Origin of the sequence: Myxococcus sp. AB056 (assembly GCF_006547365.1) — a bacterium.
Taxonomy (GTDB): Bacteria; Myxococcota; Myxococcia; order Myxococcales; family Myxococcaceae; genus Myxococcus; species Myxococcus virescens.
This window is the reverse complement of the sequence record NZ_VHLB01000082.1, coordinates 24,642-38,927: the sequence shown is the minus strand read 5'-3', so window position 1 is coordinate 38,927 and position 14,286 is coordinate 24,642. Positions and strand designations below refer to the sequence as shown.

Here is a 14,286-nt window from a genome sequence, read left to right as displayed (position 1 = left end):
GGGCAGGGGCGGGAAACCCGGCTACATGCAGGCGGCAGGGGAGCGGCCCGCTGAACGGGACGCTCCGGCCGCTGCCCCGGGTTCTCGCATGATGCCGACTTCTCCCACGCCCCTGTCCGTCGCGCCGATGATGGACTGGACGGACCGCAACTGCCGGTACTTCCACCGGCTGCTCAGCCGCCACACGCTGCTGTACACGGAGATGGTCACCACGGGCGCCATCCTGCATGGCGACCGGGAGCGGCTGCTGGGCTACGACGCCGCGGAGCATCCGGTGGCGCTTCAGCTTGGCGGTTCAGAGCCGGCGGCGCTCGCCGAGTCCGCCCGCATCGGTGAGCAGTGGGGCTACGACGAAATCAACCTCAACGTCGGCTGCCCCAGTGACCGCGTCCAGTCGGGTCGCTTCGGCGCGTGCCTGATGGCGGAGCCGGACCTGGTGGCTCGGCTGGTGGGGGCGATGCGAGAGGCGGTGAGCATCCCGGTGACGGTGAAGTCGCGCATCGCCATCGACGCGTTGGAGGAATGGCCCACGCTGGAGGGCTTCATCCGGAAGGTGTCCGCCGCGGGCTGCACCCGCTTCATCGTGCACGCGCGCAAGGCGTGGCTCCAGGGGCTGAGCCCCAAGGAGAACCGCGACGTCCCGCCGCTGCGCTACGACCTGGTGCACCGGCTCAAGGCGGAGTTCCCGCACCTGGACATCAGCATCAACGGCGGCATCAAGACGCTGGACGCCGCCGCGGAGCAGCTGCGCCATGTGGACGGGGTGATGATGGGCCGCGCCCCGTATGAGAACCCGTACCTGCTGGCCGAGGCCGACCGCCGCTTCTTTGGCGCCACCACGCCGGTGCCCCAGCGGCACGAAGTCGTCGAGGCCATGCTGCCGTACATCGAGAAGGCCATGCTGCGCGGCGCGCCGCTGGGCGCCATCACCCGGCACATGCTGGGGCTCTTCCAGGGACTCCCGGGGGCGCGCGCGTGGCGCAGGCACCTGAGTGAGAATGCCCACAAGCAGGGCACGGGGCCGGAGGTCGTCGTGGCGGCGCTGGCGAAGGTGCGGCGGGAGCCCGAAGCCGAAGTCGCGGCCTGACCGCGGGGCATCACCCCGACACCAGAGGGAACCGCAGGTTCGAGCCGCTTCCCTTCGGCCCGGCATGCGATTCCCTCTGGCCCACCGCCGCGCTCAGCGTGGTCCGCGCCCGCACGAAGCTCCCCGCCACCAACGTGGTCCCCAAGCACCGCTCCAAGTCGGCGCTCTCACGGGGTGTCAGGCATTGCATCGGAGCTCGGCCCCACTCGCGAGCACCCCCGCCTCTCCGGGAGCATCAGGCCCGGAGTCAGCACCCGCGGCCGGAGCCGCCGTGTGCATGGCCATTCTTGTCGCATGTCGTGGCCGCGAAGGGCCCGTCATGGTTTGCGCATGGTTCCTTCACGAAGCGCGTCCAGCAGGGCGGGTGGGTCGCCTTCACGAAAGGCTTCGAGTCCTGCCTCGAAGTCCGCGCGCGCACCGTCCATGTCACCTTGCCGCTCACGCAACACGCCGCGCGCGTGCAGCAGCTCCGGGTCCACCTCGTCGCCCGTCTGGGACGCGAGCGCCTCGGTGAGGTCCTGCGCCGCGTCGTCCAGCCGGCCCAGGCGGGCCCGCGCGGCGGCGCGCTGCTGGAGAAGCCACGGGTTGCCCGGGGCCTCCTCAATCGCGAGCGTCCAGTCCCGCTCCGCCGCTTCATCCCGGCCCAGCGCCTCCAGTGCTTCGGCGCGCTTCATGTGCAGCACCAGGGCCTTGCGGTAGCCCGCCGCGACGAGCGCGTCGAAGTCCGCCACCGCGTCTTCATGGCGGCCCAGTCTCGACAGGCACAAGGCACGGTGCAGCCGACTGGTGAGGTGGCCGGGGGCCAGCGCCAGCACGCGCTCGTACCACTCCAGCGCTTCAGCGGGGACGCCGCCCCAGATGGCCAGCGTCTGCGCCACTTCCAGCAGCACGCGGGCCTGCCGGGGATGCGCCTCCGCCAGCGCCCGTGCGAGCGTGAGGGCGGATGCGTACCGCCCGCTGCGTCGCAGGCGGTCCACCTCCCGCAGCTGGGCGGCCAGCTCCGGGGGACAGGCTTCGCGGCCGTTGCGCTCCACCGCCGGTGTCTCAGCCGTTCTGGGGGAAGGCGCGCGTCGCCGCGTCGTAGTCCGCCCACCAGCCCTGGAGCACCTTCATGTCGGTGGCGCGCGGCTCGTCGCCGGGGCCCGCCATGTCCAGGTACGCGTGCAGCAGCGGCCGGAAGTAGGGGTGCGCGCAGCGGTCGATGATGTCCTGGGCGCGCCGCTTGGGCGAGCGGATGTCCATGTTGAGCGCGTAGCCCTGCTCGGTGACGACGCACTTGATGTCGTGCTCGGTGTGGTCGATGTGCCGCACGTACGGCATGACACAGCTCACCGTGCGGCCATCCCGCAGCTTCCGCGTGGACGGCGTGTGGACGATGCTCAGGTATGCGTTGCGGAAGAAGTCACCCGAGCCGCCCAGGCCGTTGACGATGCGCGAGCCGTCGATGTGCGTGGAGTTGACGTGCCCGTAGATGTCCACCTCGATGGGGGTGTTCATCGCGATGACGAAGAGGCGGGAGATGATTTCGGGGCTGTTGGACAGCCACATGGGCCTCAGCACCAGCCGGTCCTTGCTCCGCTCGAACATGTCGAGGAAGCGCTGGCGGCCCTCAGAGGAGAAGGACACCGCGGTGGCGGACGCGTATTCGAACTTCGCGTCGTCCTCCACGTAGCGCAGCATCCCGTCCTGGAAGACCTCGGTCCAGAAGCGGATTTTCTGGAAGGGAGAGTCGTAGAGCTGGCTGATGATGGCGTTGGCCACGTTGCCCACGCCGGACTGGATGGGCGGCAGGCGCTTGCCCCACTGGTACTGCTCACGGCAGCGCATCAGGAAGTCGATGACGTGCTCGGCGATGCGCCTGGCGGTGTCATCCGCCGCCTTGAAGGGCACCGGGTGGTCGGGCGTGCGGGACTCCACCACCGCCACCACCTTGCTCAGGTCGAACTCCACGTAGGGGGTGCCGATGCGGTCCCTCACGTTCACCAGCGGCAGCGGCCAGCCCACGTGCGGATGGACGGCGGGCAGGACGATGTCGTGGAAGCCCGTGTAGTCCGGCCCGGAGGTGTTGACCTCGAGGACAATCTTCTTCGCGCGGGCCAGCGCCTCCGCGCTGATTCCCACCGATGACGTGAGGATGACGCTGCCATTCTTCCGGATGCGCGACACCTCGACGACGGCCACGTCGATGTCGCCGTAGAAGCCATACATCAGGTTGCGCGCGAAGGCGGACAGGTGGACGTCCGTGAAGTCCATCTCCCCGGCATGGATGCGGCGCCGTGAGGCAGGCGAGGACATGTACGGACCGCGCTTGGCGATGAAGGGCGCCATGGGGCCCTCCACGTCCTCGGACAGGGACGCGCCGGACAGCAGGGTGATGCGAGCATCCGGTGTCGTCTGGGAGAAGTGCCAGGCCAGCGCCGGCAGGAACGTCTTCGGCTCACCCGACTTGGTGAAGCCGCTGATGGCCACGGTGTTGCCGTGGACGACGTGCTTCACCGCCTCTTCGACGGGGACGACCTTCGCCAGCAATTCGGCGTTCTCGATGCGGTCCTTCAGCGTGCTCGTCACGGTCATTCCTGGAGGGTGAATGCTGTGGGGTGGCATGGGTGTAACACACCGCGTCTTGCCCGTGGCCACGGTGTTGGCCGGGAACAGATGGGCAGGCAGGCATGTTGGTGTGCCCGCGATTCCGTCCCCCGGTTCGCGACGCGATGCCGCTAGGCTGCGTCCCTCTTCAGTTAGCCCCCTTTCGTCGGGAGACATCCTCTACATGCGTAAGCTCTTCTTCGCTGGCGCGGGCATGGCCGTACTCGTGTCCACCGGCTGTGCGACGACCTCGCAGGAGTCCCAGAACTTGGCCACCGCGCCCCAGACGACCGCCCCCGCCGTGCCGGCTGCTCCGGAGCAGACCAACCCGCTGCTCGCGAAGTGGACGGGCGCCCATGGCGGCGTGCCGCCGTTCGACCAGGTGAAGGTGGAGCTCTTCAAGCCAGCGCTCGAGGCCGCGATGGAGCGGACGCGTGGCGAGCTGGCGGCCATCGCCAACGACACCTCGGCGCCCACGTTCGAGAACACCATCGTCGCGCTGGAGGCCGCCGGCAAGACGCAGGGCGAAGTGGAGACGCTCTACGGCATCTGGAGCTCGTCCATGAGCGGGCCGGAGTTCCAGGCGCTGGAGCGGGAGATGGCGCCGAAGCTGGCCGCCTTCGACGACGAAATCTTCCAGAACGAGGCGCTCTTCCGCCGCATCGAGGCGGTGTACCAGTCGCCCGACAAGGCGAAGCTGACGCCCGAGCAGCAGCGGCTCACCTGGCTGCACTACACGCGCTTCGTCCGCTCCGGCGCGAAGCTGGACGCGGCGGCCAAGCAGAAGCTGGCGGCCATCAACCAGCGGCTGGCGTCGCTTTACACGTCCTTCAGCCAGAACGTGCTCGCGGACGAAGAGGGCTACACCGTCGTCCTGGAGTCCGAGGCGGACCTGGCGGGCCTGCCGGACTCCGTGCGCGCGGGCGCCGCCGCCGCGGCCGAGTCGCGCGGTCAGAAGGGCAAGTGGATCATCACCAACACGCGCTCCTCCATGGAGCCGTTCCTGACGTACTCGTCGCGGCGCGACCTGCGCGAGAAGGTCTGGCGCAACTACGTCAACCGCGGTGACAACGGCGACGCGCGCGACAACAACGTCATCATCGCCGAAGTCCTGAAGCTGCGCGCCGAGCGCGCCACGCTGCTGGGCTACAAGACGCACGCGCACTGGCGGCTGGAGAACGCCATGGCCCGCACGCCCGAGCGAGCCATGGAGCTGATGGAGGCCGTCTGGAAGCCCGCGGTGGCCCGCGTCCACGAGGAGGTCGCGGACATGCAGCGGGTGGCCAACAAGGAGGGCGCGAAGCTCAAGATCGAGCCCTGGGACTACCGCTACTACGCGGAGAAGGTCCGCAAGGCGAAGTACGACCTGGACCAGAACGAGGTGAAGCCCTACCTCCAGTTGGAGAAGCTGCGCGAGGGCATGTTCTGGGTGGCCGGCGAGCTGTTCGGCTTCTCCTTCACGCAGGTGAATGACGTGCCCGTGTTCCACCCCGACGTGCGCGTCTGGGAGGTGAAGGACCAGGCCAGCGGGCGTCACGTGGGCTTGTGGTACTTCGACCCGTACGCGCGCAAGGGCAAGCGCTCCGGCGCGTGGATGAACGCGTACCGTAGCCAGGAGCGGTTCCGGGGTGAAGTCACCACCATCGTCTCCAACAACTCCAACTTCGTGAAGGGCCAGCCCGGTGAGCCCGTCCTCATCAGCTGGGAGGATGCCTCCACGCTGTTCCACGAGTTCGGCCACGCGCTGCACGGCCTCAGCTCCAACGTGACGTACCCGTCGCTGGCCGGCACCGCGGTGGCGCGCGACTACGTGGAGTTCCCCTCGCAGTTGCTGGAGCACTGGCTGTCCACGCCCGAGGTGCTGAACACCTACGCGCTGCACTACCAGACGGGGAAGCCCATTCCCCAGGCGCTGGTGGACCGCATCGAGAAGGCCGCCACCTTCAACCAGGGCTTCGGGACGGTGGAGTACCTGTCCAGCGCGCTGGTGGACATGAAGCTGCACCTGGCGGGGGCTACGCCCATCGACGCGGACGCCTTCGAGCGCGACACGCTCAACGCGCTGGGCATGCCGAAGGAAATCGTCATGCGGCACCGCACGCCGCAGTTCGGCCACGTCTTCGCGGGTGACGGGTACTCGGCGGGCTACTACAGCTACCTGTGGTCGGACACGCTGACGGCGGACGCCTACGAGCGCTTCACCGAAGGCAAGGGCGCCTACGACAAGGACGTGGCCGCGCTCCTGCGCAAGCACGTCTTCTCCGTGGGCAACACGTTGGACCCGGCCGACGCGTACCGCGCCTTCCGGGGCCGTGAGGCGGGCATCCAGGCCCTGATGCGCAAGCGCGGCTTCCCCGTGCCCGCCGCGCAGGCCGCGCCGAAGAAGGCCGCGAAGTAGCCGCCCGGTGACGGGCCCGGGCTACCCCTCCAGCGGGAAGAAGTGGCTGAAGGGGCCCGGGCCCTTGCCCAGGGGCAGGGGGTGCTCCAGCGCGGCGGTGACGTAATCCTTCGCGCGCCGGGTGGCCTCCAGCGGCGGCTGCCCCAGCGCCAGGTGCGCGGCGATGGCCGCCGACAGCGTGCAGCCCGTGCCGTGGGTGTTGCGCGTGTCCACCGCGCGCAGGTGCAGCGTCTCCAGGCGCTCGCCGTCGAACCAGACGTCGGTGCCGCGCAGCGCGCCCGTCATGCCGCCGCCCTTCACCAGCACCGCCTGGGGGCCGAGCCGGTGGATGCGGCGCGCGGCCTCCCGCATGTCCTCCAGCGTCCCCAGTTTCATGCCGGCGAGCAGCTCCGCCTCGTGCCGGTTGGGCGTGGCCACCGTGGCCAGGGGCAGCAGCAGCTCCTTGAGCGCGCCGACGGCCGCGTCGTCGATGAGGCGCGCGCCGGCGCGGGACACCATGACGGGGTCCACCACCAGCGGCCCCAGGCCCAGCACGCGCAGGCGTTGGGCCACCGCGGTGATGATGGCCGGGTTGACGAGCATGCCCGTCTTCACCGCGCCCGCGCCGATGTCGGAGGCCACGGCGTCGATTTGCGCGGCGACGGCTTCGGGGGGCATCACGTCCACGCGGGTGACGCCCTGCGTGTTCTGCGCGGTGATGGCCGTCAGGGCGCTGGTGCCGTGAACGCGGTGGAAGGCGAAGGTGCTCAGGTCGGCCTGGATGCCGGCGCCGCCGCCGCTGTCGGAGCCGGCGATGGTGAGCGCGGTGGCTACGGACTTCGAAGTCTCCATGGCCGCCATGGTGCGGGAGCGGGCGCTCCGTCGCCAGTGCTTCCCGCGCTCACGGGTCCAGGCAGGCGTGTTTCACCGCGTCCAGCAGCGGGTCCTTGTGGCTGTTCGTCGGCCGGAGGAAGTGCCCCTGGCTGATGGTCCAGATGATGGCGCCGCCCAGGTTCTTCTCGCGCGCGTACTGGCCCTTGACGGAGATGGAGCGCGGGTCCTCTCAGGAGACGGAGTTGCAGAGCCCCGGGCCGTGGCCGCGCCCGGGGCGCCGGTGCAGCCAGCCAGTGTCCCCAGCGCCAGGCCAAGCCTGAGCTGTCTCCACACGGTGGACGGCTTCTTCACTGCGCACCCCTGCGAGGATCCGCGTCAGCTACACGACTTGCGTTTCGCGGCGAAGGTGTAAAATGGCTGCAATGCTGTAAAATCGCGATTCGTGGAGGCGAGGCCTGCCGTGGGGCTCTGCCCTGGAGATGCAGTGGGGTGGCGGGCCGCCTTTGCTAGCGTGAGACGTCCCCACCGCGAGTCTTGCCGATGAAACGCATTCTCTTGTCGTTGTTGGTTGTCGTCGTTGCCCTCGCGGGGGTTCTCCTCACGAAGGCTGTTCGCTTCACCTCGCGGCAGGTCCAGCCGGAGGCGCCCGCGGCGTTCACCGTGGACGCGGATGCCGCCGCGGCCCGGCTGGGCGGTGCGCTGCGGCTCAAGACGCTGGCGGCGGCGGAGGGGCAGCCCGCGGAGGACGCCGCCTTCGCCGCGCTCCACGACTACATGCGGGAGCAATACCCCCGGCTCCACCAGGCGCTGAAGCGCGAGCCCGTGGGGGCGCACTCGGTGCTGTACACCTGGACGGGGACGGACGCGTCGTTGCGCCCGGCGCTGCTGCTGGGGCACCTGGACGTGGTGCCCGTGGAGCCCGGCACGGAGGCGTCCTGGACTCACCCGCCCTATAGCGGGCTGGTGGCGGACGGCTATGTCTGGGGCCGGGGCGCGCTGGACGACAAGGGGAGCGTGTTCGGCATCCTGGAGTCGGTGGAGGCACTGCTCGCGGCGGGCTTCCAGCCCAAGCGCACGGTGCTGCTCGCCTTCGGTGGGGATGAAGAGGTGGGTGGGCGCGAGGGCGCGGAGGCGATGGCGAAGCTGCTCCGCGAGCGGGGCGTGACGCTGGAATCCGTGTTGGACGAGGGCGGGATGATTGTGTCCGGCACCGTGCCCGGCGTGGCCTCACCGGTGGCCCTGGTCGGCGTGTCGGAGAAGGGCTTCGCCAGCGCGGAGCTGGTGGCGGATGGCGAAGGCGGCCATTCGTCCATGCCGCCGCCCCAGACGGCCGTGGGCGTGCTGAGCCGCGCCATCTCCCGGCTGGAGGATGCGCCCATGCCCGCGAAGCTGCGCGGTGGCAGCCGGGCCCTGTTCGAGTTCGCGGGGCCGGAGATGGGCTTCGGGATGCGCACGCTCTTCGCCAACCTGTGGCTGTTCGAGCCGCTGGTGCTGCGCCAGCTCACCGCGAAGGCCACCACCAACGCGGCGGTGCGCACCACCACCGCGGCCACCATGTTCGAGGGCAGCGAGCGCGACAACGTGCTGCCCGCCCGCGCCCGCGCGGTGGTGAACTTCCGCATCCTCCCGGGAGACTCCGTGGCGGGCGTGCTGGAGCACGTGCGGCGCGTGGTGGATGACCCGAGGGTGAAGGTGAGCACGCTGGGCTTCATCAGTGAACCGTCGCCCGTGTCGCGCATGGACTCCGAGGCATGGTCGCAGCTCCAGCGCAGCGTGCGCCAGGTGTTCCCCGACGTCGTCGTGGCCCCGTACCTCATGCTGGGCGCGACGGATTCGCGCTACTTCACCGGGCTGAGTGAGAACGTCTACCGCTTCATGCCGCTGCGCCTGGACGGCGCCGACCTGTCACGCCTCCACGGCAAGGACGAGCGCGTGTCGGTGAAGGGCTACGCGGACGCGGTGCGCTTCTACGCGCAGTACGTCCGCAACGTGGCCCAGTGATGCTGGTGGGAATGGGTTGAATGGCCCGCACGAGACGTGTGCGCCCCGTGCTTCAAGCCGCTTCCGGCTTTCTACGAAAGTGATGTTTCGGGCGTTGTTGTCATGAATGGAGATGTGCGCAGCAGACGGGGAGCTCATGGAAAGTCCGTTCTGCCTGCACATCTGTGCGCCGTCTGCACCCCGCATCCGTTGACTTGCCGTGACGCGTTGACAGCCGTGCGAAGCACTTTCAGCATTTGCTCCCATGGTGAACCCCCATCGCAGGTCTCGGCTGGCGAGCGCGTTGCTCGCATCTCTTCTCTTCACATTGGTGGCCTGTAGCGGCGGGGGAGGTTCGGGGAAGCCCGATGCCGGTCCTGGCCCGAACACCCCGGACGGGTCGACGCCGGATGCTGGCGACGACTGTGGTGATGGCCAGCGCCAGTCCGGCGAGGCCTGTGACGACGGCAACAGGGTGGACGGCGACGGCTGTAACGCGACGTGCACCTCGGTGGAGGGCGGGTTCATCTGCGAGGTGCCGGGAGCGCCGTGCGTCCGCCTGGTGAACTGCGGAAACGGCCAGGTCGAGGACGGCGAGGAGTGCGACGACCGGAACCTGGCTAGCGGTGATGGTTGCAACGGGAGCTGCCGGATCGAAAGTGGCTGGGCGTGCCCGGCCCAGGGTGGCCGCTGCCGCGCGAAGGAGTGCGGTGACAACATCATCGCCGGTGATGAGGAGTGCGAGGACGGCAACACCACTCCGGGCGATGGCTGCAGCGACATCTGCAGGCTCGAGGACGGCTGGAAGTGCCCGCCGGGTCAGCCGTGCAGCCGCACCACCTGTGGTGACGGCATCACCGAGGGCACCGAGCAGTGCGACGACGGCAACACCGTGATGGGTGACGGCTGCTCGCCGCTGTGCACCAAGGAGCCCCGCTGCTCGGATGGCAACTGCGAGGAGACGTGCGGCGACGGTCTCATCCTCCCCAACAGCGCCGTGGAGGAGTGCGACGACGGCAACACGCGCGCCAATGACGGCTGCTCGCCGGACTGCAAGCTGGAGGATGGCTTCGCGTGCGTGCTCATCGAGCAGGAGCCGCCGCCGCAGGTGTCCATCCCCGTCGTCTACCGTGACTTCCGCGGTTGGGACCTGCCCGCCGATCCGGCGAATGGCCTGCCCCGCGGCCACGAGGACTTCCAGTACCGGAACGCGGGGCGTGAAGATGGCATCGTCGAGAACCGGCTCGATGCCAATGGCCGCCCCGTCTATGCGAAGGAAGGCCAGGCGTCGAACAACACCAGCAACCGGGCCAATTTCGACCAGTGGTACAAGGCGGTCGAGAACGTCAACAAGACCATCGTCGGCACCTTCGTGCTGAATCAGCAGCCCGATGGCTCGTACGTGTTCGATAACGATGCGTTCTTCCCGCTCGACGATGTCAGCGGCAGTTGGGTGGCCGAGGGCCACGAGCCGCGGCGCAGGGACCTGGCGGGACAGCAGCGCAACTTCCACTTCACCAGCGAGGCCCGCTACTGGTTCGAGTACAAGGGCTCCGAGGAGCTGACCTTCCGCGGTGACGACGACGTGTGGGTGTTCGTCAACGGCCGCCTGGCGCTGGACCTGGGCGGTGTGCACGGCCCGGCGTCGGGCACCATCCACATGTCGGGCCAGGCGAGCACCCTGGGGCTGCGGCAGGGCGGCATCTACGAGGTGGTGGTGTTCCAGGCCGAGCGCCACACCGAGGGCTCGTCGTACCGCCTCACGCTCAACAACTTCCTCACCGCCCGCACCGAGTGCACCGCCACCTGCGGCGACGGCGTGGTGGACGAGGATGCCGGCGAGGAGTGCGACGACGGCGTCAACGGCGGTGGCTATGGAGAGTGCGGCCGTGGCTGCCTCTGGGGCCCCCGATGTGGCGACGGCGACGTTCAGGAGGACCAGGGCGAGGAGTGCGACGACGGCAACAACGTCAGCCGCGACGGTTGCAGCTCAACGTGCCGGCTGGAGATTGGCTGAGCCCGTCGTCCTGAGGTGAAGGTCGAGGCGCCGCTCCGGAAGGTTCGTCCTTCCGGAGCGGGGCTTCCCTGAAATCGCTGAGTTCGTGCTGCCAAGGGAGCAGGCAGCCTCCGCTGGACGGGCGTCTGCTATCGTCCGCGCGCCCCATGGCCTCCCGTTCGTTCGCGCTTCCGCTGTGCCTCATGTTGCTCGTGCTTGCCGCTCCGGCACGGGGGGCGGTGGTGCGCTCGGGGTTGCCTCCTCCCGAAGAGGTCATGGCGACGCTGCGGCAGTTGGAGACGGCCCGGGCACGCGGCCGCGCCAGCGCGATGGACAGCGAGCTGGAAGCGCAGTCACGGGCGCGGCCCGGGGATTTGATGCCGCGGATGTACCGGGCGTGGCTCACCTTTCCCTCGGACGCGTGCTGGAACGAGCTGAAGGCGCTCTCCACCCTAGACCCGGAGAATCCGTGGCCCTTCGTGGGCATGGGGCTCATCTACGTGCGCTGGGGGCTGCTGGCGGAGGCGCGTCCGCCCATCGCCGCCGCCCTGAAGGAGGCCCCTGGCTTCGCACCAGCGCTGTGGGCGCAGGGCGTGTTGCTCCAGGCGGAGGGCAAGCCCGCGGAGGCGGAAGTCCGGCTGCGTGAGGCGCTCGCCAAACTGGATGCGCCGCAGATTCGGACGTCCCTGGCCATGTTGCTGGCGGGGATTCCCGAGCGGGAAGCGGACGCGCGCGCGGAGCTGACGCGGACGGTGGAGGCGTGGCCCGAGCAGCCCGAGGCGCTGCGGAAGCTGGCGCAGTTGGCCCGCGCAGCCAACGACGTGCGTGCGGCGGCGACGGCGGGCGAGAAGCTGGTGGCCCTCAAGCCCCGGGACAAAGAAGCGCACCGGCTCCAGGCGGACCTGTGGCTGGCCGCCTCGGAGAAGGAGAAGGCCGCCGGGTCGCTGGAGCGCTACGCGGAGCTGGGCGGCGTGGAGCCCGCGGCCCTGGGGTTGCTGTCGCGGTTGTACCGGGAGCTGGGCCGCGCCGACGCGGAGGACAAGGCCCTGGTCCGGCTCGTCGCCGCCGCGCCAGAAGACCCGGAGCCGCTGCTTCGCCTGGCCGAGCTGGCCGAAGCGCGCGGAGATTCCAAAGCGGCCGAAACCCACCTGGTGAAGGCTTCCGAGCGAGCGCCCGCCCGCGCCGACATCCATGTACTGCGGGCACGGTTGGTGTTGAAGCAGGAGCGTCACCAGGATGCGCTGGCCGCCTACCGCGCGGCGCTGGCGGCGCCCGAGCGCCGGGTCGCCGAGGCGGAGAGCGAAGCCGCCGCGCTGGTGCGCCACTTCCGGTTGCCGTCCCAGCCCGCTCGGGGGACCCAGGAGCAGATATACAACCGGGTGTCACTGGGCCTGGTCGCGCTCTACATGAACCGGCTTCAGCAGACGCCGGGCATCAAGGGCAACCTCAAGGTTCAAGTCCAGGTGGACGCGTCCGGCCGGGCCACCGGCGTGACGGTGCTCTACGACAGTCTCAACGAGGCCGTCATCACCGGCCACGCCCACTTCGCCTTCATGGATGCGCAGTACCCGCCGGGGCCCGACACGCCCGTGTTCCAGTACGTCTTCCGTCCGCCGAAGTGAGCCCCGGCCGTGCCTGTTCTGGCTCGGCCGGGCCGGTGGTCGCGGTGACTTACGGATTGCGCTGCTTCTGGATGCCGCTGCCTCCGTAGCCCTGCACCTGGTTGCGCATCCGCTCCCAGGTGGCGCGAGCCTGCCGCTCCTGCTGCTGCTGCGACTCGAGCTTGCGCTGGGACTCCTCCACCTTGCGCTGGGCGTCCGCCGTGGCGGAGGCGAAGTCGGCCTCGGACAGATTCTGGGCGCGTACGTCCTGGTTCGCCTTCAGGGCCTCGTACTCGGCCTGACGGAGCTTCGCGTCGGCCACCGCCAGCTCGCTCTCCCGCAGCTCCTTCTGGGCCTCCATCGTCTTGATGGCGTGCTCGCGGTACCTCACCTGGGCCTGGGCCGCGCTCAGGCTCGAGTCCGCGTCTTTCAGCTCGGCCTCCGCCTGGGTGATGTTGCTGCTCTGTCCGGTGGCGTTGGCGGCCTTCAGCGCTTCGTTATGCGCTTCCCGGCGGGCCTTGGCCGCGTCCTCGTTGCGCTTGGCCACCTCCAGCTCCCGGCGCGCATCCTTGAGGGCCACGTCGGAGCGGGTCACCGCGTCCTGGGCCGTTCGCCGCTGTGCCTGGGCCTCGTGGACGTCGCCCAGCTGGTTCTCGGGTACCCGGGCCAGCCACGACTCGTCCACCTTCGCCGAGCGCGTCGAGCTGCACCCAACGCTCGCTACCGACAGGGCCGCTCCCATCATCACGCCCGCAAAAACCCGACGCCTTATCGATTGAAACATGCTCCGTCTCCTCTCCGTGTGCGCGTGTTGCCTGCAAAGACGGTAGTCACGCGCCGCTGGGGAGGCAGACGGCAGGGAGGCGTGCCATGGCGCTGCCCTGACGGGGATGGACGCGAGCGCCTGCCCGCACGCTCGCTCCACCCGGTGGGGACGGTCAGCGCTTCTCCAGGACGACGGCGTAGAACTCGATGCCCACGCCCTCACGGTCCTCGTCGGTGATGTGCTCAGGGGGCAGCCCGAGGAACTCGCGCACGGGCAGCACGCCGGTGGCATCCCGGGCCCAGGGGCCACACAGGTCCAGGTACTCGGGCAGGGAGTAGAGCTGGAAGGACTCGCCCATCTGCCGGAACGTGCCGACGAACTGCTCCCACTTCGGGGTGCTGAGGTCCGGTGACTTCGTCTCGAAGGTGGTGAACAGCTTCGAGCCCGGGGCTGCCCAGTCGTACAGGTCGCGGAAGAACTGGCGGTTCTCCTCGGCGGACAGGAACACGGTGATGCCATTGGCGCCAAACGCGACGCGACGCTCTCCCCCCAGGAAGGCATTCACGTCCGGCCGCCGCAGGAAGGCGCCCGCCTGGCGGATGTCGCATTCCATGTAGCGGACGCGAGGCGTGTCCCCCAGCAGATGGTGGGCGGTGGTGATGGTGAGCGGATTGACGTCGCTGTAGAGCACGCGAGCGTCTGGCAGCACGGCGTGGACGTGGTCCCCGGTGGGCAGCCCCGATGCGAAGTCCACCCAGTGGTGGAAGCCGTCGGCCGCCAGGCGCTGCGCGGCGGTGTGCAGGCAGGCGCGCAGCATGCGCACCCACTTCCGGGTGGAGGGCACCAGCGAGAACATGTACTCCGCTGCCTGCCGGTCGGCTTCGAAGTGGTGCGTGCCTCCCAGCGTGTAGTCGTAGATGCGGGCGGCATTGGGGACGTTCGGGTTGACGCCCGGGATTCGGGCGAGCGCTTCGGTATCCATGCGGTCAGGGCCTCCAACGAGTCGACGGGGTCTGCGAAATTTCTTCGGGGCCGGTGCGGATGAGGCCCACCCGGAGG

The 14,286-nt window shown here is 69.4% G+C and carries 10 protein-coding genes; 5 read left to right on the top strand and 5 right to left on the bottom strand.

Annotation, left to right across the window (positions count from 1 at the left end; all coding sequences use genetic code 11):
- Window positions 1-88: 88 nt before the first annotated feature.
- A complete protein-coding gene (gene dusA / locus FMP39_RS28570; protein ID WP_141593297.1) occupies window positions 89-1,087 on the top strand; it encodes a tRNA dihydrouridine(20/20a) synthase DusA in 999 nt (332 codons plus the stop codon).
- 317 nt (window positions 1,088-1,404) lie between these two features.
- On the opposite strand, the gene FMP39_RS28565 is transcribed toward dusA, so the two are convergent.
- Window positions 1,405-2,121 (bottom strand): tetratricopeptide repeat protein, encoded by a 717-nt coding sequence (locus FMP39_RS28565; RefSeq protein ID WP_141593296.1) that lies wholly within the window; start codon window positions 2,119-2,121, stop codon window positions 1,405-1,407.
- Window positions 2,122-2,131: 10 nt separating this feature from the next.
- Entirely contained in the window at window positions 2,132-3,661 is a 1,530-nt protein-coding gene (locus FMP39_RS28560) for an acetyl-CoA hydrolase/transferase C-terminal domain-containing protein (RefSeq protein ID WP_141593295.1), read from the bottom strand.
- Between the two features lie 196 nt (window positions 3,662-3,857).
- On the opposite strand from FMP39_RS28560, the gene FMP39_RS28555 reads away from it, so the two are divergent.
- Window positions 3,858-6,071, top strand: a complete 2,214-nt coding sequence (locus tag FMP39_RS28555; protein ID WP_141593294.1) for a M3 family metallopeptidase — start codon at window positions 3,858-3,860, stop codon at window positions 6,069-6,071.
- Between the two features lie 21 nt (window positions 6,072-6,092).
- On the opposite strand, the gene thiD is transcribed toward FMP39_RS28555, so the two are convergent.
- Window positions 6,093-6,911: a bifunctional hydroxymethylpyrimidine kinase/phosphomethylpyrimidine kinase gene (thiD, locus tag FMP39_RS28550; protein ID WP_141593293.1), complete on the bottom strand. Its 819-nt coding sequence runs from the start codon at window positions 6,909-6,911 to the stop codon at window positions 6,093-6,095.
- Between the two features lie 513 nt (window positions 6,912-7,424).
- On the opposite strand from thiD, the gene FMP39_RS28545 reads away from it, so the two are divergent.
- From FMP39_RS28545 to FMP39_RS28535, 3 genes are all read left to right on the top strand, one after another.
- Window positions 7,425-8,885, top strand: coding sequence for a M20 family peptidase (locus tag FMP39_RS28545; RefSeq protein WP_194858601.1), 1,461 nt, complete (start codon window positions 7,425-7,427; stop codon window positions 8,883-8,885).
- A gap of 244 nt (window positions 8,886-9,129) precedes the next feature.
- The gene (locus tag FMP39_RS28540) at window positions 9,130-10,881 is read left to right on the top strand and encodes a DUF4215 domain-containing protein (protein WP_141593291.1); all 1,752 of its coding nucleotides are present in this window, start codon (window positions 9,130-9,132) and stop codon (window positions 10,879-10,881) included.
- A 146-nt stretch (window positions 10,882-11,027) separates the two neighbouring features.
- Window positions 11,028-12,482: a tetratricopeptide repeat protein gene (locus tag FMP39_RS28535; RefSeq protein ID WP_228558407.1), complete on the top strand. Its 1,455-nt coding sequence runs from the start codon at window positions 11,028-11,030 to the stop codon at window positions 12,480-12,482.
- Between the two features lie 49 nt (window positions 12,483-12,531).
- Here FMP39_RS28535 and FMP39_RS28530 read toward each other — a convergent pair whose 3' ends face one another.
- Together FMP39_RS28530 and FMP39_RS28525 are read right to left on the bottom strand one after the other, a co-directional pair.
- The gene (locus FMP39_RS28530) at window positions 12,532-13,206 is read right to left on the bottom strand and encodes a hypothetical protein (protein WP_228558406.1); all 675 of its coding nucleotides are present in this window, start codon (window positions 13,204-13,206) and stop codon (window positions 12,532-12,534) included.
- Between the two features lie 193 nt (window positions 13,207-13,399).
- On the bottom strand, window positions 13,400-14,209 hold the full coding sequence (locus tag FMP39_RS28525; RefSeq protein ID WP_141593288.1) for an SAM-dependent methyltransferase: 810 nt from the start codon (window positions 14,207-14,209) through the stop codon (window positions 13,400-13,402).
- Window positions 14,210-14,286: the final 77 nt, after the last annotated feature.